21 protein-coding genes are annotated in these 21,448 nt (G+C 51.2%); 8 read left to right on the forward strand and 13 right to left on the reverse strand.

The annotated features are described in order from the left end of the window. The first annotated feature begins 101 nt into the window (after positions 1–101). The 3 genes from ydiJ (at position 102) to GNT65_RS07465 (ending at position 4,137) form a co-directional block, all read left to right on the forward strand. Complete coding sequence (gene ydiJ, locus GNT65_RS07455) at positions 102–3,155, forward strand: D-2-hydroxyglutarate dehydrogenase YdiJ (RefSeq protein ID WP_160794864.1); 3,054 nt, start codon at positions 102–104, stop codon at positions 3,153–3,155. After that, positions 3,148–3,597 carry a DUF1285 domain-containing protein gene (locus GNT65_RS07460; protein ID WP_160794866.1) on the forward strand — a complete coding sequence of 150 codons (450 nt, stop codon included), beginning with the start codon at positions 3,148–3,150 and terminating at the stop codon, positions 3,595–3,597. Before ydiJ ends, GNT65_RS07460 begins: the two co-directional genes overlap by 8 nt. Before the next feature lie 123 nt (positions 3,598–3,720). Beyond that, positions 3,721–4,137 carry a MarR family winged helix-turn-helix transcriptional regulator gene (locus GNT65_RS07465; protein WP_160794868.1) on the forward strand — a complete coding sequence of 139 codons (417 nt, stop codon included), beginning with the start codon at positions 3,721–3,723 and terminating at the stop codon, positions 4,135–4,137. A 169-nt stretch (positions 4,138–4,306) separates the two neighbouring features. Here GNT65_RS07465 and GNT65_RS07470 read toward each other — a convergent pair whose 3' ends face one another. Together GNT65_RS07470 and GNT65_RS07475 are read right to left on the reverse strand one after the other, a co-directional pair. Then, positions 4,307–4,651 (reverse strand): hypothetical protein, encoded by a 345-nt coding sequence (locus GNT65_RS07470; protein WP_160794870.1) that lies wholly within the window; start codon positions 4,649–4,651, stop codon positions 4,307–4,309. Positions 4,652–4,895: 244 nt separating this feature from the next. Then, positions 4,896–5,927: a Glu/Leu/Phe/Val dehydrogenase dimerization domain-containing protein gene (locus GNT65_RS07475; RefSeq protein ID WP_160794872.1), complete on the reverse strand. Its 1,032-nt coding sequence runs from the start codon at positions 5,925–5,927 to the stop codon at positions 4,896–4,898. A 256-nt stretch (positions 5,928–6,183) separates the two neighbouring features. On the opposite strand from GNT65_RS07475, the gene GNT65_RS07480 reads away from it, so the two are divergent. Next, entirely contained in the window at positions 6,184–6,633 is a 450-nt protein-coding gene (locus GNT65_RS07480; protein ID WP_160794874.1) for a DUF4826 family protein, read from the forward strand. 153 nt (positions 6,634–6,786) lie between these two features. Here GNT65_RS07480 and GNT65_RS07485 read toward each other — a convergent pair whose 3' ends face one another. The 6 genes from GNT65_RS07485 to rluE form a co-directional block, all read right to left on the reverse strand. Then, on the reverse strand, positions 6,787–7,920 hold the full coding sequence (locus GNT65_RS07485; RefSeq protein WP_160794876.1) for a ribosomal protein uL16 3-hydroxylase: 1,134 nt from the start codon (positions 7,918–7,920) through the stop codon (positions 6,787–6,789). 180 nt (positions 7,921–8,100) lie between these two features. Continuing rightward, positions 8,101–9,471: an adenylosuccinate lyase gene (gene purB / locus GNT65_RS07490; protein ID WP_160794878.1), complete on the reverse strand. Its 1,371-nt coding sequence runs from the start codon at positions 9,469–9,471 to the stop codon at positions 8,101–8,103. 32 nt (positions 9,472–9,503) lie between these two features. Then, on the reverse strand, positions 9,504–10,121 hold the full coding sequence (gene hflD, locus GNT65_RS07495; RefSeq protein WP_160794880.1) for a high frequency lysogenization protein HflD: 618 nt from the start codon (positions 10,119–10,121) through the stop codon (positions 9,504–9,506). 3 nt (positions 10,122–10,124) lie between these two features. Beyond that, positions 10,125–11,240 carry a tRNA 2-thiouridine(34) synthase MnmA gene (gene mnmA / locus GNT65_RS07500; RefSeq protein ID WP_160794882.1) on the reverse strand — a complete coding sequence of 372 codons (1,116 nt, stop codon included), beginning with the start codon at positions 11,238–11,240 and terminating at the stop codon, positions 10,125–10,127. A 177-nt stretch (positions 11,241–11,417) separates the two neighbouring features. Beyond that, complete coding sequence (locus GNT65_RS07505; RefSeq protein ID WP_160794884.1) at positions 11,418–11,867, reverse strand: NUDIX hydrolase; 450 nt, start codon at positions 11,865–11,867, stop codon at positions 11,418–11,420. An 11-nt stretch (positions 11,868–11,878) separates the two neighbouring features. Next, positions 11,879–12,694, reverse strand: coding sequence for a 23S rRNA pseudouridine(2457) synthase RluE (rluE, locus tag GNT65_RS07510; protein WP_160794886.1), 816 nt, complete (start codon positions 12,692–12,694; stop codon positions 11,879–11,881). Positions 12,695–12,966: 272 nt separating this feature from the next. Here rluE and GNT65_RS07515 point away from each other — a divergent pair, with 272 nt between their 5' ends. Next, positions 12,967–15,186: an NADP-dependent isocitrate dehydrogenase gene (locus GNT65_RS07515; RefSeq protein WP_160794888.1), complete on the forward strand. Its 2,220-nt coding sequence runs from the start codon at positions 12,967–12,969 to the stop codon at positions 15,184–15,186. 125 nt (positions 15,187–15,311) lie between these two features. Here GNT65_RS07515 and cspD read toward each other — a convergent pair whose 3' ends face one another. Further along, positions 15,312–15,518 (reverse strand): cold shock domain-containing protein CspD, encoded by a 207-nt coding sequence (cspD, locus tag GNT65_RS07520; RefSeq protein WP_011865363.1) that lies wholly within the window; start codon positions 15,516–15,518, stop codon positions 15,312–15,314. Between the two features lie 244 nt (positions 15,519–15,762). On the opposite strand from cspD, the gene clpS reads away from it, so the two are divergent. Next, on the forward strand, positions 15,763–16,071 hold the full coding sequence (clpS, locus tag GNT65_RS07525; protein WP_160794890.1) for an ATP-dependent Clp protease adapter ClpS: 309 nt from the start codon (positions 15,763–15,765) through the stop codon (positions 16,069–16,071). Positions 16,072–16,106: 35 nt separating this feature from the next. Beyond that, the gene (gene clpA, locus GNT65_RS07530; RefSeq protein WP_160794892.1) at positions 16,107–18,365 is read left to right on the forward strand and encodes an ATP-dependent Clp protease ATP-binding subunit ClpA; all 2,259 of its coding nucleotides are present in this window, start codon (positions 16,107–16,109) and stop codon (positions 18,363–18,365) included. A 151-nt stretch (positions 18,366–18,516) separates the two neighbouring features. Here the strand turns inward: clpA and infA are convergent, their stop codons facing one another. The 3 genes from infA to aat all read right to left on the reverse strand — a co-directional run bounded on the left by infA (position 18,517) and on the right by aat (position 20,270). Further along, complete coding sequence (infA, locus tag GNT65_RS07535; protein ID WP_011865366.1) at positions 18,517–18,735, reverse strand: translation initiation factor IF-1; 219 nt, start codon at positions 18,733–18,735, stop codon at positions 18,517–18,519. 130 nt (positions 18,736–18,865) lie between these two features. Next, positions 18,866–19,570: an arginyltransferase gene (locus GNT65_RS07540; RefSeq protein WP_160794894.1), complete on the reverse strand. Its 705-nt coding sequence runs from the start codon at positions 19,568–19,570 to the stop codon at positions 18,866–18,868. Further along, positions 19,560–20,270 carry a leucyl/phenylalanyl-tRNA--protein transferase gene (gene aat, locus GNT65_RS07545; RefSeq protein WP_160794896.1) on the reverse strand — a complete coding sequence of 237 codons (711 nt, stop codon included), beginning with the start codon at positions 20,268–20,270 and terminating at the stop codon, positions 19,560–19,562. Before aat ends, GNT65_RS07540 begins: the two co-directional genes overlap by 11 nt. A 52-nt stretch (positions 20,271–20,322) precedes the next feature. Between aat and GNT65_RS07550 the strand changes: the two genes are divergently transcribed. After that, positions 20,323–20,814, forward strand: coding sequence for an outer membrane lipoprotein (locus GNT65_RS07550; RefSeq protein ID WP_160794898.1), 492 nt, complete (start codon positions 20,323–20,325; stop codon positions 20,812–20,814). Between the two features lie 84 nt (positions 20,815–20,898). Here GNT65_RS07550 and GNT65_RS07555 read toward each other — a convergent pair whose 3' ends face one another. Continuing rightward, positions 20,899–21,258 carry a hypothetical protein gene (locus GNT65_RS07555; RefSeq protein WP_160794900.1) on the reverse strand — a complete coding sequence of 120 codons (360 nt, stop codon included), beginning with the start codon at positions 21,256–21,258 and terminating at the stop codon, positions 20,899–20,901. Positions 21,259–21,448 lie beyond the last annotated feature (190 nt).

A 21,448-nucleotide genomic window follows, 5' to 3' on the forward strand; every position in this document is an offset into this window, starting at 1 on the left:
TAGATAGAATAAGCTAATTGACGAAAGCCGCTTTTTAGCGGCTTTTTTTTGTTTATAATGGCAACATTATTTTAATAAACACCAATTAAAAAGAAGTCATCATGCTCCCTAAGTTATCCCATCAACAGACCCTAGAGCCTGTCTATTTGGCGTTTCTCGACGCCCTTGCCCAGAGCAATTATTGTGGCGATATCGATAAGCGTTACAGCGCGCGTCTCGCCCAGGCAACGGATAACTCTGTCTACCAGTTTCTGCCTCAGGCGGTCTTGTATCCCAAGACTCAGGCCGATGTTAAGCTGATCATGACTCTGGCGACTAAGCCAGAGTTCAAACAGGTAGTCTTTAGTGCGCGCGGGGGCGGCACAGGCACTAACGGTCAGTCGCTGACCCATGGCCTCATTCTGGATCTGTCGCGTTATTTCAATCAGGTGATTGAGATCAACGAGAAGGAGCGCTGGGTGAGGGTACAGGCCGGAGTGGTCAAAGACGCCCTCAACGACGCGCTGCGCCCCCATGGTTTCTTCTTTAGCCCAGATCTCTCAACCTCTAACCGCGCCACCATGGGCGGAATGATCAACACAGACGCCTCGGGCGCCGGCTCGCTGGTCTACGGCAAGACCTCTGATCATGTGCTTGAGCTGACCAGCGTGCTATATGACGGTAGCGAGCTGGAGACCAAGCCGCTGGACCTTAAAGCACTAGAAGCGCTGGATGCGCTGGAGTCTCCAAGCCTGGGGCAGGCTTTGCAGCGTGATATCGCCCGCATGACACGTGAGCACAGAGACGAGGTAGAGAGCCGCTTTCCTAAGCTGAATCGTTTTCTGACAGGTTATGATCTGAAAAATGTCTGGAACGAGACAGTCGATGAGTTCAACCTGTCGCGCATTCTTACTGGCTCCGAAGGCACGCTGGCGGTGATCATCGAGGCCAAGCTGGATATCACGCCGCTGCCCAAGACCCGCATGATGGTGAATATCAAGTATGACTCTTTCCAGTCGGCGCTGCGTCATGCGCCGGACCTGGTCAAGGCTAAGGCGACTGTGGTGGAAACCGTGGACTCTAAGGTCCTGAATCTAGCCAAGCAGGATATCATCTGGCATTCGGTGTCGTCTCTGATTGAAGAGGTGCCGGGCGCCTCCATCGATGGCCTCAACATGGTGGAGTTCGCCGGTGAGCCTGACGAGGTGGAAGCGAAAATTAAACAGCTAGAGGCGATGCTCGATACCCAACTTGCCGCTAACCAGGCTGGCCTGCTGGGATATCAGGTCACCGCCGATAAGGCGAGCATTAACACCATCTACGCCATGCGTAAGAAGGCGGTAGGGCTGCTGGGTGCCACCAAGGGAAGCCGTAAGCCTATCGCCTTTGCCGAAGATACCGCTGTGCCGCCTGAGAAGCTTGCCGACTTTATCATGGAGTTCAGGGCGCTGCTGGACAGCCATGAGTTGCAATATGGCATGTTCGGTCACGTGGATGCGGGCGTGTTGCATGTGCGTCCGGCGCTGGATATGTGCGACCCTCAGGATGAGCGCCTGCTCAAGACGGTATCGGATCAGGTAGCGGCCTTGACCCTCAAGTATGGCGGCCTGATGTGGGGCGAGCATGGTAAGGGGGTGCGTGGCGAGTATGGCCCATCCGTCTTCGGTGAGAGCCTGTTTGGTCTGCTCGAAGAGGTTAAGGGTTATTTCGACCCCAATAACAAGCTTAACCCCGGTAAGCTGGTGGCGCCTAAGGGCAGTGGTCCGCTGCTCTATAACGTCGACAGTACCAAACGCGGCGCGTTCGATCGTCAGATCCCGGTCAACACCCGTGAGGCATTCCCCGATGTGATGAACTGTAACGGCAATGGCCTATGTTTCAACTACAGCGTCTATTCGCCCATGTGCCCCTCATTTAAGGCGACTGGAGACAGGGTACAATCGCCAAAAGGGCGCGCGGGTCTGATGCGCGAATGGCTGCGTTTATTAGAAGCCGAGGGCGTGGATGTCGATGCCCTAGCCAGGGCCAAGCCCCTTGGCTGGCTGCAACGCACCCAGAACACCCTGAAGAAAGAGCGCGAATATGATTACTCCCATGAGGTGATGGAGTCGTTGAAGGGCTGTCTCGCCTGTAAGGCGTGCTCGTCTCAGTGTCCGGTGAAGGTTGATGTGCCCAAGTTCAGGGCGCAGTTCTTCAACATCTATTACCAACGTTACCTCAGACCTGTGAAAGATTACCTGGTGGCGGGGATTGAAGAGAGTCTGCCATTGATGGCCAAGGTGCCTCAAATCACCAACTTTGCCTCACAGAACAAGCTGAGTCAGTGGGTGATTAAACAATCTATCGGCTATGTGGATGCACCTGCGCTGTCAGTGCCGACGCTTAAGCAGCGCCTTGAGAACCACGCCTGCCGTGGCTATGATCTCAATGCCTTGCAGCAGATCCCACAAGTCGATCGTGACCAATATGTGTTGGTGGTGCAAGACCCGTTCAATAGCTTCTACGAAGCCGAGACGGTTTATCACTTTATCAAGCTTATCGAGAAGCTGGGCTTCAAGCCAGTATTGCTGCCCTTTAAGCCCAATGGTAAGCCGATTCATATCAAGGGTTTCCTGGATAAGTTTGCCAAGACGGCCCAGTCCAGCGCCGATTTCTTGAATCAGGTGCATGCACTTGGCATGCCTATGGTGGGGGTAGATCCTGCCATGGTGCTTTGTTATCGCGATGAATATAAAGAGATCTTGGCAGAAAATCGTGGTGACTTTAACGTATTGCTGGCCAACGAATGGTTGCTTAAGGTGATCGACGCCAAGGCCCCTTTGGGTGAGGCGAAAGAGTCGACTAAGCAGTTTACCTGGTTCAGCCACTGTACCGAATCGACGGCTAAACCCAATACGGCCAAAGAGTGGCAGGCGATCTTTAGTGCATTTGGCGCCGAGCTAAGTACAGTCAGCCTGGGCTGCTGTGGCATGGCGGGCACCTATGGACATGAGAGCGATAACCTTAAGCGCTCCAAGGCCTTGTATGAGATGTCTTGGGAGAAGGCCATAGATTCGCTGCCTCACGAGCAGATATTGATCTCGGGCTACTCCTGTCGTAGCCAGGTGAAACGTTTCGGTGGCTTCAAACCTAAGCACCCGGTTCAGGCATTGTTGACGCTGCTCGATAATGACTGAACTCGAAGTCGCCGCCCAGTTGCGGCAAATCAACCAGGGGGCGCCGCTATGCGATGAGGCGCCGCTGTTTCATATCGATAGCCAGGGGCGCTGGTTTTATCGCGGCGAGTCCCTGCCCGATAAATTTTGCCGGCTTTTTGCCACCATTTTGCACCTAAAGCCTGAGGGGTATCTGCTGATGACCCCGGTGGAGACGGTGAGGGTGGAAGTTGCCGAGTTCCCCTTTATTATCAATGATTATGAAGAGGAAGAAGATGGGCAATTTACTCTGACCAGCTCCATAGACACCCAGTTTCAGGTGGCCAGCCGTGATGCTTTTGTGGTGGACGAGGCGGCAATATCCGTCTCCTTAGCCAGAGGATTATCGGCTAAACTTGGAAGAGCCTGTTATTATCGTTTTATCGAGCAATACCTGCTCAATGTCGACGGCGACGCTAAGTAAGACTTAAGCCTTTCTTAGATAAGACAATTGGTTTTTCGTTACGAATTAGCGTTAGCCGAGCCCTAGTTTCTTTAGGACCAGATGTTAGTATTAATGCATGACCGCTGTATCTGGAGGTGCTGATTGAAACATTATGAAAGCTTGGGATACCTGGTGTCTCATCTTAATATCGAGCTTCAAAAGGCCTTGGATGAGAGGCTAAGGCGCTATGAGCTGGACATTAAACTCTGGCCTGTCCTGTTCGCCCTGTGGCAGGAGGAGGGTATTACCCAGACAGAGCTATCTAAGCGCTGTGACGTGGCTAACTACACCATGACCCGCCTGTTAGATCAGTTGCAGGTGCAGGGCTATATAACTCGTTATCAGGAGGCGGACAATCGCCGCGCCTTTAAAATTCTCCTTACCGATAGCGCCAAGGCGTTGGAGCAAGATCTTGTCCGCGAGGCTGAGCGAGTCAACGAGCAGTTTCTCGGTAATTTATCTGAGTTTGAGTCGCAGCAATTTATCTATCTACTCAATAAGATCAATGGTCTGCCCTAGGCAATCTTATCTAATAAATATCTCACCTTATTTATTTCAACCCATGATGAAAATGCAGAATCCTTTGCTATCGGTGAAGCTGGTGGTGAGTCTGTCTGGTTAGTTTTGCGCGCTTAATGTCTGCGTGTTTTTGGATATGCGGTTAAGGTCGGGATATCGTATCTTTGGGTTACACCACCAATAACATGCCAATGCTGGAGACGGCCATCACTATGATGACAGACTGTAGTAGCATACGGCTTTGCATCAGATTTTCCTTTCCCTGTTTGATGCTGGTGATCAGGCGGTTTTGCTTGTAGATGCGGCAGATCATCTGCTCGCTATTGGGATCGATAAACAGTTGAAACTTACAGGGATCGCCGCTGTGTAGTTGTACCTCATGTTCGCTCTTGGGGCCGAAATTCAGCTTACGCGAGACTCGCTTGCCGTTAACAAATACCTGCTCCAGACCTATCCAGTTACTGGCCTGTAACTCCACCAAATCCCGATTAAAGTGGTACTTGAAACTAATCATAATGCAATCCTAGCGAAGATGATGAGCCTCTAAGTCAAGCAGAGGAATATGACATTTTCCAGTACGCCTGTGTGAAAAATCTGTGTCTGAAAATTATCTCTTTGGCGCCAAAAGAAAAATCTAAGCAGAAAATTTTAAGGCATTTTGGGGGCTATCGGAGGGAGAGGAGAACGAGCGAAACTTAGACTGCCGGCAATAAAAAACCACCGAATGTGTCGGTGGTTTTTATGGCTTTCGTCAGCGATTAATTTTCGCCGTTGATGATGGCGCGGGCCAACTCATCGGCAACATCTGCTGTGGTGCGGTTCTGCGCATCAGACAGTTCGAAGATCTTCAGTAGGGTGTTGTAGATCTCTTCTACCTTGGCGGTAGATTTCTGCGCGTCATAATCTTTTTCGAACGAGACGTTGATGATACCGCCGGCGTTGATCACATAGTCTGGTGCATACAGTATGCCCAGCTCTTTGAGCTTCTCGCCATGGCGAAGTTCGGCAAGCTGGTTGTTGGCACAACCTGCCACAATCGTGGCCTTAAGCAGCGGAATCGTGGTGTCGTTGATGGTGGCACCCAGGGCACATGGTGCGTAGATATCGACATCTTGATGGTAGATATCTTGATGTGCAACGACGGTAGCGCCAAATTCGCTAGCTACCTTGTCCAGTGATGACTGGTGAATGTCGGTCACGATCAGCTCGGCGCCTTCTTCGTGCAGGTGACGGCACAGGTAATAACCTACGTGGCCAACACCTTGAACGGCAATCTTAAGGCCCTTGAGGCTGTCCAGGCCACGCTGATGTTTAACGGCTGCCTTAATACCCAGATAGGTACCAAGCGCAGTAAATGGCGATGGGTCGCCGCTCTGACCTTCAAGACCCGCCATGTATGGGGTTTCCTGGTGAGCAATCATGATGTCGCTGGTAGACACGCCCACATCTTCTGCTGAGTAGTACTTACCACCCAGAGTATGAATACAACGGCCGAAGGCGCGGAACAGGGCTTCACGGTTTTCCACTTTAGGATCGGCGATGATCACCGACTTACCACCGCCCATGGCCAGACCGGCGAGGGCGTTCTTGTAGGTCATGCCACGAGAAAGACGCAAAACGTCGGTCAGCGCTTCGTCATCAGACTCATAGTTCCACATTCTACAACCGCCAACCGCTGGGCCCAGGTTGGTGTTGTGGATGGCTATGATTGCACGTAAGCCACTTTCTTTATCATGACAAAATACGACCTGTTCGTGGTCATCAAATGAGATATGATTAAATACTGCCACTTTATGAGTTCTCCGCTTGGGAATTAAAACGCCGAATGCCATAGAGGCGCCTTCGACGGCTTGTTATATTTATTGCAGAACGATAGCATTTAGCGATACTCTCAACAAAGCAAAGATTGGGATTAATTGTGATCGGCGTGGCAATTTTGCTTTCCACTTTACGTTAACGTAAAGTTGTGTGTGAATTTTCACTCAATATGCAGCTTGTCAGCACTATTTCGCCCTTCACAGCATAACTATAACAATAGGAAGCAGTATGACGGAACAAGCAGTCGAAAACACTAAACCACTCACTCCAGAAGAACAAGAAGCCCTTACACAACAATGGGTTAAAGAGCATTTCCAGAAAGCAAACCGCTTTCTGGCAGAAAAAGGGGTCATCCCAAGTAAAGTGATTGCCGAAGAGAGCCGTTACCTTGCGCCTTTCCTCGCGGTCTGGAAGATGGAGGCTAAGCAGCCAAAGCCGCAGACCTTTTGGGTGATGTCTGGTGATTTGCCTTCAGATTATGTGGATGTTCAGGTCGCCGCCACCGCGCGCGATGCGATTCGTCATTTCTCTATGATGTGGCAGCTTAAAGCGGAAAACCTGATTAAATCTGGTGCCGTAAAAGATAAGACTCAGGCTCAATTTGCTCAGCTGTTGGTGTCACGTGCCGAGAGCCTGTATCAGATCCATAACGACGAAAAATTGTGGAAAGAAGGCTAAGCGTTTTAAACAGCCATTGTGTTTAATCGCGCCTTTAAAATGCGCTTGAAATACGAGTGTTAATTTCAATAAAAAGCCGCCCATATGAGGCGGCTTTTTGTGTTCTGCTGTTCTACTCTTTCTCGGGAGCATTTACTGGCTTTTAAATACTCGCTAGGCCAGGTAGGCGTAGCCCGAGTTGAGCAGCCAGACAAAATATTGCCCTATGGCCTCATGCTGGCACAGGCTCAGTGCCTGCTCGCCCTCGAAGCTAAACTGATCGGCTAACAGCATGAGCTCTTCATTCGAGGCATTGGCTTCATTAAAGTCGTAGATCTCGCCATTGATAAAGAGCCTGACAAGTTTATCGCCTTCGAGACGAATTACCTTAAGCCCGCCGATGCGCTGTATGCTGGCGCCATCTTCCACGGCCTCAAGCAGCTCTTCTAGGGTGTAATTATCCTCTTGCTCAGCCAGATCCAGCTCGAAGCGGTTCTGACTCAGGGTCTGGCCCAGCACCGTCTGATAGTGTTCGGGCTGAGATAAGATCTCAGAGACCAGGGCTAACATGCCTTCTTGCTGCTCGATGCTCAGCAGGCTAGGGCTTGCGGGTTCCTGATTCGAGGTAAAGCGCTTGTTGCCGCCGTTGGTGTCGATCAAGTGATCGGCTATGCTGCTAAAGAGCTCCTGCTGGCTGGGCGCGCGAAAACCTATGGAGTAGCTCAGCGCCGTCTCCAGGGTCTCACCACGGTGGGGAAAGCCTGGCGGGATATAGAGCATGTCGCCGGCCTCGAGCACAACATCCAGTATGGGCTCGAAATCATCGATAAGTGCCGTGTGAGTATCGCCGCCACGGGGTGAGTATTGTCCCTTGGCACCGACCTTCCAGCGTCGTCTGCCTTCACCCTGCAGCAAGAAGACATCATAGTTGTCTATGTGAGGGCCGACACCACCGCCGGGCGTGGCGTAGGAGACCATGAGATCGTCGAAGCGCCAGTCGGGGATGAAACGAAAGGCGCTTACCAGGGGCTCTACATCTGGATACCAGTGGTTGACAGCCTGAACCAGGAGCTGCCAGTTGGCATCGCCAAAGGGGCTGTAATCTTCGATGGGACCCTGGATGATCTCCCAGTTATCTTTTTTGGTCAGGACAATGCGCGAGGCGACTTCCTCTTCGCAGGCGAGTCCCGCCAGTTCATCGGGGGCGATAGGGTCTTGAAAGTGTGCGAAGGCGCCTTTGATCACCAGAGGCTGCTTCTGCCAATGATGGGCTAAAAACTCTAGGGTATCGAAGTCGGGTGTATACATGGCGTAGCTCATCAGGCCTGAATAATTAAGGGGCAGTATATGCCGAAAATAACATAATCCGTAAATCACATATTCAGGAAACAGCATCTTCCTGAAACTAGGTTTTGCGGAAACTAGATATTCCTGAAATAAAAAGGCGGTAAGCTGCTGCCTACCGCCTTTACTAGGTTTCAGGGATGACTACTTGAGATCATCCACAAACGCTTCGGCACGGCCAATGTAGTTGGCAGGCGTCATCTTCTTCAGCTCAACCTTCACGTCGCTTGGTAGCTCGAGAGAGTCGATGAACTGAGCCAGTTGCTCGCCATCGATACGCTTACCACGAGTTAGCTCTTTGAGTTTCTCGTAAGGCTTCTCGATGCCGTAGCGGCGCATAACCGTCTGTACTGGCTCGGCCAATACTTCCCAGTTTTGATCTAGCTCTTCACGCAGGTGTGTCTCGTTCACTTCGAGCTTGCCGATGCCCTTCAGGGTTGCCTGATAAGCGATCAGCGAGTGCGCCATGCCGACACCCAGGTTACGTAGTACGGTCGAGTCGGTCAGGTCGCGCTGCCAGCGAGACACAGGCAGTTTCGCCGCCAGGTGCTGCATTAGGGCGTTAGCAATACCCAGGTTACCCTCTGAGTTCTCGAAATCGATAGGGTTAACCTTGTGCGGCATGGTCGATGAACCGATTTCGCCGGCTACCGTCTTCTGTTTGAAGTGACCCAGGGCGATATAACCCCAGATGTCGCGGTCAAAATCGATCAGCACGGTATTGAAACGGGCGACGGCGTCGAACAGTTCTGCAATGTAATCGTGTGGCTCGATCTGTGTGGTGTATGGGTTCCAGTTAAGGCCCAGGCTGGTCACGAAACGTTCTGACAGCGTGTGCCAGTCAACTTCAGGGTAGGCCGACAGGTGAGCGTTGTAGTTACCCACGGCGCCATTGATCTTACCCATGATCTCAACCGCTTGGATCTGCTTAAGCTGACGCTCGAGACGCACGGCAACGTTAGCCATCTCTTTACCTAGTGTAGAAGGCGAGGCTGGCTGGCCATGGGTACGTGACATTAGCGGTACAGAGCGGTATTCGCTGGCCAGTTTCTTCACGCCATCGACGATCTGCTGGCAGTATGGCACCAGCACCTGCTCGCGGGCTTCGCTAAGCATCAGGCCGTGAGACAGGTTGTTAATATCTTCTGAGGTACAGGCGAAGTGAACAAACTCTCCGATGGCGACCAGTTCGCTGTTGTCTGCGATCTTCTCTTTGATGAAGTACTCAACAGCCTTCACATCGTGGTTGGTGGTGGCCTCGATGGCCTTTACGCGTAGCGCGTCTTCTTCGCTGAAGTTGTCTTTGATCTGGTCGAGTAAGGCCAGTGCGGCTTCGCTAAAAGGAGGAACTTCTTCAATTTCTGGGCAGCTGGAAAGCAGCTTTAGCCAGTTTATTTCGACTTGAACACGGTATTTGGTCAGGCCGTACTCGCTGAAAATCCCTCGCAATGAGGCGGTTTTACTACCATAACGACCGTCTACCGGAGAGATAGCAGTTAGTGCGGAAAGTTCCATTAGAAGCTCCTTTAATGAACTTAACTTATTATTTATAGGGTGAGGCTTTTCTTAGCTGTATCAACTATTGTTTTTCGCGAGAAGACAAGGTGCCTGCGCTTGCCTCCAAGTTGGCGCCACAAGACTGCGCTGCGCATGGCAGCCAGCAGCAGGGCGCGTATCTTATGTTGCACCATAGGCTGTTTCAGATACTCGGGATTGCCAGAGATCTGTATCTTGGGGCCTAAGGTGCTGATTATATCGCTGTAGATGCCGGCGAAGTTGGCGACTACCTGCTCGTCGGTAATGGCAAAGTGGTGCAGTTGGCGGTGTACTTGGTTAATGCGCTCGGCCAACATGCCCATGGCGTTTGAGTTGCGTGACAGCTTACGCTCCAGGGCCAGGATACCGATCAGGTAGCGGGTCACCTCGACATCTTTCAGCTTATCATCGCCCAGCTGGTTCAACACCAGTTGGTAGCCGCGATTCAGTGCAACTTTGTCTTGATATACATCGGCAGTGCTATCTGGATTGGTCACCATGATAGTATTTAGACAGGCGCCAAGCATCTCATCATCTGCCTGGCCGTGTCTGGCCACCTTTTGTACCTGACCTATCGCCTGCAATATACCGGCAAAGGCCATGGTTCTGTCGAAAATCGGCTCGCTCACGGCTTACTCTCTAATCAGGCTGTCTATGATACCGCCGCCCAGGCAGACCTCGCCGTCGTAGAATACGGCGGACTGACCAGGGGTTACTGCCGCAACCGGCTCGTCGAAGATCACCTTGATGCGATCGTCCCCTTCATAGGTGAGGGTGCAGGGCACATCCTGCTGACGGTAACGTGTCTTGACTGTGATCTTGGCGCCATCTTTAGGCCCTTTCCTGTCTACCCAGTGCAGCTGATCGGCATGGAAACCCACTGACATGAGGCGAGGGTGATTGCCACCTTGACCGACAACTAACACGTTGCGATCGAGATCTTTGTCTACCACATACCAAGGATCGTCGTTGCTGTTCTTCATGCCCCCGATGCCCAGGCCCTTACGCTGACCTAGGGTGTGGTACATCAAGCCTTGGTGTTCGCCTATGACTTCGCCTTCGGCTGTCTCTATCTTGCCGGGCTGCGCAGGCAGGAAGGTGCGTAGAAAATCGGTGAACTTGCGCTCGCCGATAAAGCAGATGCCTGTGCTGTCCTTCTTGTCATGGGTAACCAGTCCCATCTTCTTGGCGATCTCGCGCACTTCATTCTTTTCCAGTTCACCCACAGGGAACAGGGAGCGGGCGATCTGCTCATGGCTCAAGGTGTAGAGGAAGTAGCTCTGATCTTTGTTGCCGTCGACGCCACGTAGCATCTGGCTCTGGCCCGAGGCATCGCTGCGGCGCACATAGTGGCCCATGGCAATGTAGTCGGCGTCCAGGATGTCGTCGGCAAACTCGAGAAATGCCTTAAACTTGATCTCTTTGTTGCACATGATATCTGGGTTAGGGGTACGTCCTGCCTTGTATTCGGCGAGGAAGTACTCGAACACGTTGTCCCAGTATTCGGCGGCAAAGTTAACCGTGTGTAGCTTGATCCCGAGTTTGTCGCAAACGGCTTGGGCATCTTTAAGATCTTCGGCGGCGGCGCAATATTCGTCGGTATCGTCTTCTTCCCAGTTTTTCATGAACAGGCCTTCGACCTGATAGCCCTGTTGCATGAGGAGATACGCCGAAACAGATGAGTCGACACCGCCGGACATACCGACGATCACTTTTTTACCGTTTGGATTGGGTTCGATTGCTGCCATAAATCCTAAAAACCATTAAATTCGTGTAGCTATGGTGACGTTTTCTGTGATTGAGCAAGCTCATTGGCCTACTTAGCAGAGTGCCTTCTTACAAGTAAATTGCGCACTAATTGCCGGAAAAACCGTCACCATAATATGCGGGGGCATATTCTATCATGCAATGTGACTTTGGGCTAACTAGAGAAAGCGGCTATTGACCACTTGAGTCGAAAAGAGTTTTCCCTGACGAAAGTCGTGAATACATTGTAGTACCAGGGGGCTTCTGAGTTGGCTTTTAAGCTGGGTTATCTCATCGAGCGTCATCCACAGGGCGCGGCGAATCGCGCTGTCTTGGGGCTTTGGCGTAATCGCCTCATCTAAGATGCTGGCATAGGTGAAGCGCAAGAAGGCTAGCTCTTCACTTGCCTGAAATTGATAGATGTTGATTAGCGACTCAGGCTTGACGGCAAGACCTGTCTCTTCCCAAACCTCGCGCTCGCAGGCCTGCTCAAGGCTCTCAAAGGCTTCTAGATGACCCGCGGGTTGGTTATAGGTGAGCTTGCCGTCGATTAACTCCTCGACCATCAGGTATTTGTCGTCACAATTGATGACGCAGGCTACGGTGACATTGGGTTTATAACGTTCCATCTATTACCTCTTTAGGATTGGGGCAGCACCTTATATTCACCGTTTGCGATCTCATCCAGGCTCCATTGACCTATTTTATAACGAATCAATCTTAGGGTCGGGTAGCCCACGTGGGCGGTCATGCGCCTGACCTGACGATTACGTCCCTCGCAGATGGTGATCGCCAGCCAGCTGGTGGGGATCTGTTTACGCTCTCTCACCGGCGGGTTACGGGGCCAGATGTTCGGCTCGTCGATGCGCTCGACCTTGGCGGGCAGAGTCGGACCATCCTTTAGGGTGACGCCCTCTCTCAATGCCTGAATCGCCTCGTCGCTGGGAATGCCTTCTACCTGAACCCAGTAGGTCTTATTGGTTTTCTTCTTTGGTTCTGTGATGCGCGACTGCAGCTGACCGTCGTTGGTGAGTAGCAGTAAGCCTTCGCTGTCTCTGTCGAGCCTGCCGGCGGCGTAGACATCTTGAATCGGGATGAAATCCTTCAATGTCTGACGGCCTTGCTCATCGGTGAACTGGCACAAGACATCGAAGGGCTTGTTAAACAAAACGATGACTGGGTTTTGCGGCCTGGGCTTCTGCTTAGCCCCTAGCTTGCCTTTGGGACGGGGCTTGTAGTGACCTTTAGTCTTGGCACTTTTTGCCGATGTTGCAGCCGAACCCTGCTTGTGCTGGCGATGATTCCCCTTGGCATTGAAGTCAGGAGATTGGGACGATGTGGCGTCTTTTCTTGCGCCCCTGCGTTGATTTACTGGCTTATTGGCTCCGGGTGTTTTTTGGGTCACGAGGCAAACTTTTGGCTGAGTGTATGCTAATGCTGACATTGTACTGTGCATTGGCCATTAGTGGAATTTGAATATTGGCGTGAATGATTTATGATGTCGGCCAACTAAATGTGATCGATAGCAAAACGTGAACAGCTTTTGAGATGTTAACCGCGCTTTGTTTTGCATTAAATCGGTTTAAGTGTCAGGGCATGGCCCCAGGGCGTTCACCCTTGCAGTTTCTCCTTTTCATGCCTCGCATTCGCCATCGTAAAATTATAATAATGACATCATAGTTGTTTGATTCATAAACGATTTATTTTACAAAAACGTAGGAAGTAATAATGAACGATAATCCAACGATCATCTATACGGAGACAGATGAAGCTCCGGCTCTCGCGACCCTCTCTCTGTTACCTATAATCAAGCATTTCACCGCAGCCGCCGGTGTCGGCGTCGAGACTCGCGACATCTCTTTATCTGGCCGCGTTATTGCCAATTTCCCCGAATTTTTAACCCCAGAACAGCAGATCTCTGACGCCCTTGCCGAACTGGGTGAGCTGGCCACTAAGCCAGAAGCCAACATCATCAAGCTGCCTAACATCAGCGCCTCGATTCCACAGCTAAAGGCCTGTATCAAGGAGCTGCAAGATAAGGGGTATGCACTGCCTAACTACCCTGATGAGCCGCAAAATGACGCAGAAGCCGATATTAAGGCGCGTTATGACAAGATCAAAGGTAGTGCCGTTAACCCAGTACTGCGTGAAGGTAACTCAGACCGCCGCGCCCCGACTTCTGTGAAGAACTATGCCAAGAAGAACCCACACTCAATGGGTGCCTGGAGCAGCGATTCTAAGTCTCATGTTGCACACATGGAAGCGGGCGATTTCTACGGTAGCGAGCAGTCGGTGACTGTTGCCGAGCCAACCAGCATAGATATCCTGTTCGAAGGAAAAGATGGTAGCAGCAAGACACTGAAAGCTGGTCTTAAGTTACTGGCCGGTGAGGTGATTGACGCATCGACCATGAGCAAGAAAGCCCTGGTCGCCTTCATGGAACGCGAAATCGAAGCCGCTAAGGCCGAAGATGTATTGCTGTCTCTGCACCTTAAGGCGACCATGATGAAGGTGTCAGACCCTATCATGTTCGGTCATGCGGTCAAGGTATTCTACAAGTCACTGTTTGATAAGCATGGCGAGCTGTTTGAAGAGCTGGGCGTGGATGTTAACAATGGTTTCGGTGATGTCTATGCCAAGATAGCTAGCCTGCCAGCCGACAAGAAGGCCGAGATAGAAGCCGATATCGCCGCTATCTACGCCGAGCGTCCTGCCCTAGCTATGGTCGATTCAGACCGTGGTATCACTAACCTGCATGTGCCAAGCGATGTGATCATCGATGCCTCTATGCCTGCGGCGATCCGCTCTTCGGGCCAGATGTGGGGGCCAGATGGCAAGCTGAAGGATACTAAGGCACTGATCCCAGATCGTTGCTATGCAGGTGTATACCAGGAAACTATCCAATTCTGTAAAGAAAATGGCGCCTTCGATCCAACCACCATGGGCAGCGTGCCAAACGTGGGTCTGATGGCTCAGAAGGCAGAAGAATATGGTAGCCATGACAAGACCTTCGAAATCGCCGCCGACGGTGTGGTCAAGGTTGTCGATGCCGCCGGTAACCTATTGATGTCTCACGACGTCGAAGCCGGTGACATCTGGAGAATGTGTCAGGTTAAAGATGCGCCTATCCGTGACTGGGTTAAGCTAGCCGTTAACCGTGCGCGCCTGTCATCTACGCCAGCCGTGTTCTGGTTAGACGAGAACCGTGCCCACGACGCACAGCTGATTGCCAAGGTGAACAAGTATCTGCCTGAGCACGACACCGATGGACTAGAGATCCACATCATGGCGCCTGTAGCGGCGACTCGCTTCTCACTGGAGCGCATCAAGCAAGGTCTGGATACCATCTCGGTAACGGGTAACGTACTGCGTGACTACCTCACCGATCTCTTCCCGATCCTTGAGCTGGGTACCAGCGCCAAGATGCTGTCAATCGTGCCGCTAATGAGTGGTGGTGGACTGTTTGAGACAGGTGCCGGCGGTAGTGCGCCTAAGCATGTTCAGCAGGTCGAGAAAGAGGGTCATCTGCGTTGGGACTCTCTGGGTGAATTCCTGGCACTGGGCGCCTCACTCGAACACCTGAGCCAGAACTACGACAATCCTAAGGCACAGGTATTGGCCGATGCGCTGGATAACGCTATCGGTAAGTTCCTCGATGAGAACCGCTCGCCTTCGCGTCGTGTGGGTGAGCTGGATAACCGTGGTAGCCACTTCTACCTGGCGATGTACTGGGCTCTGGCTCTGGCCGCTCAGGAGACTGACGGTGAGCTAAAGGCGCAGTTTGCACCGCTAGCCGAAGCCTTAACCAGTAACGAAGCTAAGATAGTTGCCGAGTTAAATGGTGCTCAGGGCCCTGCGGTTGATTTGGGCGGTTACTACCGTCTGGATGCCGTTAAGGCGGCAAAGGCGATGCGTCCGAGTGCGACGCTGAACCAGATGGTCGGCTAACCTTAGGTATAAAAGAAAGAGGGCGCCATGGCGCCCTTTTTTATTGCTTTGTAGGTTTCTGTTAGCGGTGAAAAAACAGCAATAAAAAAGGCAGGGATAACCCTGCCTTTTTTGTTTTGGTCCCACTATTTAGTGGGCGATATCGCTGACGCGTGCATCCCTTTAGGCCCCTGTTCCACCTCGAATTGGACTGATTGGCCTGCTTTTAGAGTTCGATAGCCTTCCATTTCAATGGTAGAATAGTGTGCGAAAACGTCTTCACCACCAGCTTCAGGGCAGATAAACCCGAATCCTTTGGCGTTGTTGAACCATTTCACAGTTCCGTTTGCCATACTTCCACTTCCTTCTGTTGTTTACTGACCGGTAAGATAGTAAAACTTATGAGGCGGGGTAAATTCACCGCTCGATGAACAGAATGAAACCAGTAAAAGCGGATGTCAAGACCAATTTAACAAAAAGGCAACATTTGCGCCGAATTCGTCAGCAATTGCTTCTAATGGTCGGATGAGTAACAGGTTTATCCCGGGTGGTCAGCAACTTTTGGAAGAAGCCAAAACTAGAGGCTAATATTGAAATATGGGTAAAGTAGGTAATATTGAGCATATTGAAGAGCGTGCGGAAACTGAACTCATGCCGCCTTCGATGTACAAAGTGATCTTAAATAACGACGACTATACCCCGATGGACTTTGTCATCGAGGTGTTACAACTCTTTTTTAATAAAAATGAACAAGAAGCCACAGATATCATGTTGGCAATCCATCATCAGGGTAAGGGCATTTGCGGCATTTTCCCTTTCGGCATTGCAGAAACCAAGGTCGCACAGGTAAATCAGTTTGCAAGGCAAAACCAACATCCGTTACTGTGTTCTTTAGAGAAAGCCTGAATATCGAAGTTTTGTGATTATTTTAGGGGGTGCTTATGTTAAATAAAGATTTAGAGGTCACCTTGAATCTGGCATTTCAACAAGCCAGAGACGCGCGACACGAATACATGACCGTAGAGCATCTGCTATTGGCGTTAATCGATAATCCTGCGGCTCAAGAGGCGCTGCTCGCCTGCGGTGCTAATCTAGACAAGTTAAGAGAAGAGGTGTCGAGCTTTATCGAACAGACTACACCTATCATCAGCGATCCCAACGACGACAGAGAAACCCAGCCAACCTTAGGCTTTCAGCGTGTGCTGCAGCGCGCCGTCTTTCATGTGCAATCTTCGGGTCGTAATGAGGTGACCGGTGCCAACGTGCTGGTGGCCATATTTAGTGAGCAGGAGTCTCAGGCGGTATATCTGTTGCGTAACGGCGAGATCACCCGTCTTGATGTGGTCAACTACATCTCCCACGGCGTGGCCCGTGATGAGCTGGATAATGCTCAGGAACCCGAGCAGATTGAAGATCACAGCGAATCGGAAGAGCGCAGCAAACTGTCGCAATTTACCGCCAATCTTAACGAGGAGGCCCGTAAAGGCAATATCGATCCTTTAATCGGCCGCTCAGATGAGATAGAACGTTCGATTCAGATCCTGTGTCGCCGTCGCAAGAATAACCCGCTATTGGTCGGTGAGGCCGGTGTCGGTAAGACGGCGATTGCCGAGGGGCTGGCCTATCGTATCGTTAATGAGGAAGTCCCAGAGGTGATGACAGATGCTACTGTTTATTCCCTGGATCTCGGCGCCTTGCTGGCGGGCACCAAATATCGTGGCGACTTTGAGAAGCGCTTTAAGAGTTTGCTTAAAGAGCTTGCTCAAGATAAACACGCCATTCTGTTTATCGATGAGATCCACACTATTATCGGGGCAGGGGCGGCGTCTGGTGGTGTGATGGATGCGTCTAACTTGCTTAAGCCTCTGCTCTCTAGCGGTAACCTGCGCTGTATGGGCTCAACCACCTTCCAGGAATATCAGAGCATCTTCGAGAAAGATCGCGCCCTGGCCAGACGTTTCCAGAAGGTCGATATTAACGAGCCTTCGGTGGCAGAGACCACCAAGATTCTACAAGGTCTCAAGAGCAAGTATGAGGAGCATCACGGCGTACGCTATACCCTAGCGGCCCTGTCGGTGGCGGCGCGTCTGGCGGATAAACATATTAACGACAGACATCTGCCCGATAAGGCGATCGACGTGATCGACGAGGCGGGTGCACGCATGGCGATGCAGCCAACGAGCAAGCGCAAGAAAACCATAGGACAGGCGGAGATAGAGTCTATCATTGCTAAGATGGCGCGTATTCCGGAGAAGACGGTATCGGCAACCGACAAGGATATGCTGAAGAACCTAGAGCGGAATCTCAAGATGGTAGTGTTTGGCCAAGATAAGGCGATTGAAGCCTTAAGCTCGGCGATTCGTCTGTCACGCAGTGGCCTGAGTGGTGCCCACAAACCTGTGGGTAGCTTCCTGTTTGCCGGCCCGACAGGTGTGGGTAAGACAGAGGTCACCAGCCAGCTGGCGTCCTGTCTCAGCCTTAAGTTGGTGCGTTTCGACATGTCCGAGTATATGGAGAGTCATACCGTGTCTCGTCTTATCGGTGCGCCGCCAGGCTATGTTGGTTACGATCAGGGGGGCTTGCTGACCGATGCGGTGATCAAGAACCCACATTGCGTGGTACTGCTCGATGAGATCGAAAAGGCTCACCCGGATGTCTATAACCTGCTGCTGCAGGTGATGGACCACGGTACCCTGACCGATAATAATGGCCGCAAGGCGGACTTTAGACACGTGACCCTAGTGATGACCACCAACGCCGGCGTGCAGGAGACGGTGCGTAAATCCATCGGCTTCAAGCAGCAAGATCACAGCCAGGATGCTTTGTCTGAGATCAACCGCGTCTTCTCGCCCGAGTTTAGAAACCGCTTGGATGAGATCATCTGGTTCAACCATCTGGATATGACGGTTATCGCCAAGGTGGTCGACAAGTTCCTGGTCGAACTGCAGGCGCAATTGGATGAGAAATCTGTGGTGCTGGATGTGAGCGATGATGCCAGAACCTTACTGGCCGAGAAGGGCTATGATAAGGCGATGGGTGCACGGCCTATGGCTCGTGTAGTCACCGAGATGATTAAGCGGCCACTGGCCGATGAGATCCTCTTCGGTAAGCTAGAGAAGGGCGGTATTGCCCATGTGGATGTTGACGGTGATAAGCTGAGCATAAAGGTCGAGCGACCGGAAAAGCTGACAAAGGCATAAAGAAAAAGGCTGCATCTGCAGCCTTTTTTTCATGATTTGGCCTATCAATCCGATTCGCCTTGGGCGGGGTTATGTTATTTCTGCCAGTTGCGCTTTCGATTAGGAACAAAAAAACCGGCATTGCCGGTTTTTATCATAGGTAAGCTAACGTTTAGCGTGAACGGAAGACGATGCGCCCTTTGCTCAAATCATAAGGGGTCAGCTGAACTGTGACCTTATCACCCGTAAGAATACGGATGTAGTTTTTACGCATTTTGCCTGAGATATGGGCGATTACTACGTGACCATTCTCTAGCTCTACTCGAAACATTGTATTTGGCAAGGTTTCAAGAATAGTGCCTTGCATCTCAATGTTGTCTTCTTTCGCCATTAATCAGTTATCCTGTTAGCCTTCAAATATTAAAAACGGGCGTATCATGCCGCAAATTACCGCTTCTGTAAAGAGGTGTTCGTTATCTGGGCAAATATCTGTTTGCTTTATTTTTTCTAATTAGGCGCACTTATTCGTTTCGCTGCCAACCATTTGCAGTCAATATCTCGTAGGGATGGTAGGCCGTCTTGTAATTCATCTTACGTGACTCATTGATCTGATAACCCAGATAAACATGCTCCTTGTGCATCTGTCTGGCGAGATCGCACTGCAACAGAATCATCAAGGAACCCAGGGAGCGTTTGTCGAGCTCAGGGTCAAAGAAGCTGTAGATGGCCGACAGGCTGTTTGGTAACACGTCTGTGACCGCCACGCCTATCAGCTCATCGTCGAGCCTTAGTTCAAGCAGCTTTGGTGGATGCCAGCTGCACTGCACGAAATGATCGTACTGTTCTCTCGATGGCGGGTACATGGGACCGTCGTGATGGCGCGCCTTTATATATCTCTCATAGAGTGCATAGTGTTCTTCGGTGCAGGTATCGACCAGGCTCCAGCTGACATCTTTATTCTGTTTCAAGGTGCGCTTCTGCCTTCGTGATGGTGTAAAGCGAGCGGCCGGAATGCGAATGGGTAGACATGCCTGACAGTGAGGGCAATGAGGTTTATAGATGGTCTCGCCGCTACGACGAAATCCGAGTGCTAAAAGCTTCTCAAACAGGGTGAGGTCGAGTGATTCTTCCTGCAGCACTAACAGCTGTTCCTGCTTGCCCGGCAGGTAGCTGCAATCGAAGGTATGTGTCATACCTACCTGTATGGTGTCGGACCTAGAGTTCAAGCTGCACCTCTTGTGGGTGCCAGGCATCGCTGGCGACCTCGATATCGCGAAAGCGCTTCAACAGGTTGATGAAGTCGGTTCGCTTTAACGCCTTGGCGCCCAGTGAGGCCAGATGGGGATTCATGACCTGGGCATCGATCAGCCTGTACCTGTGTGATAACAGGTGCTGGTGCAACATAGCCATGGCCGCCTTGGAGGCATTGCTCTGTAGGTGAAACATGGATTCGCCGCAAAACACCTGGCCAATGGCAACGCCATAGAGGCCGCCGATCAGTTTTTCGCCGTCCCATACTTCAATCGAATGGGCCTTATTGTATTGGTGCAGTGCCTTATAGGCCTGTTGGATCTCTAAGGTGATCCAGGTGCCTTCCTTACCCTGACGGGTGAGGGCGCAGTGCTCGATCACACTGTTAAAGGCGCGGTTAACGCTGAAGCGCCACTGACGGCGTTTTATATCACGTTTCAGGCTGCGGCTGACCTTGAGCGCACCGGGGACAAACACGGCACGGGGATCGGGTGACCACCAGAGGATAGGGTCGTTCTCGTTGAACCAGGGAAAGATCCCCTCGTAATAGGCGTTGAGCAGCCGTTTAGGGTGCAGGTCTCCGCCGATGGCCAAGAGTCCATTTGGATCGGTCAGCGCAAATTCCGGAGAAGGGAACTTAGCCAGCTCATGATTTAAATAGGACAGTGAGTTCACAATTGAGTAAAATTAGTTATCGGCCTCTTTATAAGTTAGCGGAAAACCTCTTATGTTGAAACCTACAGCCCGCCTCTTTCGCGCTATTTGGTCAGTTTTTATCTTGTTTGCGAGCCTGGGTCTGAGCAGCATTGCCTGTGCCGCCTATGAGCGAAACCAGGCCGTTCCTGTTGAGAAGGTCGAGTATGGTCATGTCATTTCGGTACGTAATATTACTCAGAGTCAGTTGGTGGAAGATCGCAACCAAGGCTGGCGTACATTTGGCGGCGCCTTGATCGGCGGCGTCATAGGTCATCAGTTTGGTGGCGGAAGCGGTCAGGATGTGGCAACCGTATTGGGCGCCTTGATTGGTGGCGGCTTAGGCCATAGCAGTGGCGGTGATTACTATCAGAAGTTGAAACTGGTGGAGTTGATGATTCGCTATGAAGATGGCCAAGAGGTGATGGTGATTCAGGATTTTGACCCTGGAATGATTTTTAATGTCGATGACGAAGTACGCGTCGTTTATCTTCAGGGGAGTGTGCGAGTCGACCTGGCGATGTAGAAAAATTTTGTTTTGAAAGCATAAAAAAGGAGCCTAATGGCTCCTTTTTTATGGCGACATATCCTTATGAGGATTGCTGCTTGTTTAGAAGCCGCGAGGAAGCTGTCCTTTACCCGCCAGCTTAGCACGCCAAAGCTCTTTAGGTGTCATGCCACCTGAGGTTGACTTTGCGGCTTTCGCTGCAGCTTTAGGCTTTTCAGCTTTCGCTGGAGCCGCTTTCTTAGGAGCTGCCTTAGGCTTTTCCGCTTTCGCCGGTGCCTTAGCCGCTGGAGTTTGCTCACCTTGTTCAGCCAACATAGCTTCTAAGTCACTAAAACGAAGAGACTTACCACCATCGATCTTATACCAGCTTCCTTTCTGCTCGATAGTGACACTCTTACCCTGCGTCTTACTCAATGCAGCCTCGAGTGCGCTGATCACCTCTTCTTTGGTCAACTTTGACATAGTATTAACCTATTTCTTTTAATGTGTAATTGAAGGTTTGGCCTAATTTTATAGCCGAAACGCCTGAATTGTCCAATTTTCACAGAAATTCAACGTATTTCTATGAACTGAGGCCCAGATATGGCTAAACTAGGCGCTATCGTCACGGTCATTTTTTCAGTCTTTGAGCGCTGGAACGGCCAAAGTTATT

This window comes from Shewanella insulae (assembly GCF_009831655.1).
Taxonomy (GTDB): domain Bacteria; phylum Pseudomonadota; class Gammaproteobacteria; order Enterobacterales; family Shewanellaceae; genus Shewanella; species Shewanella insulae.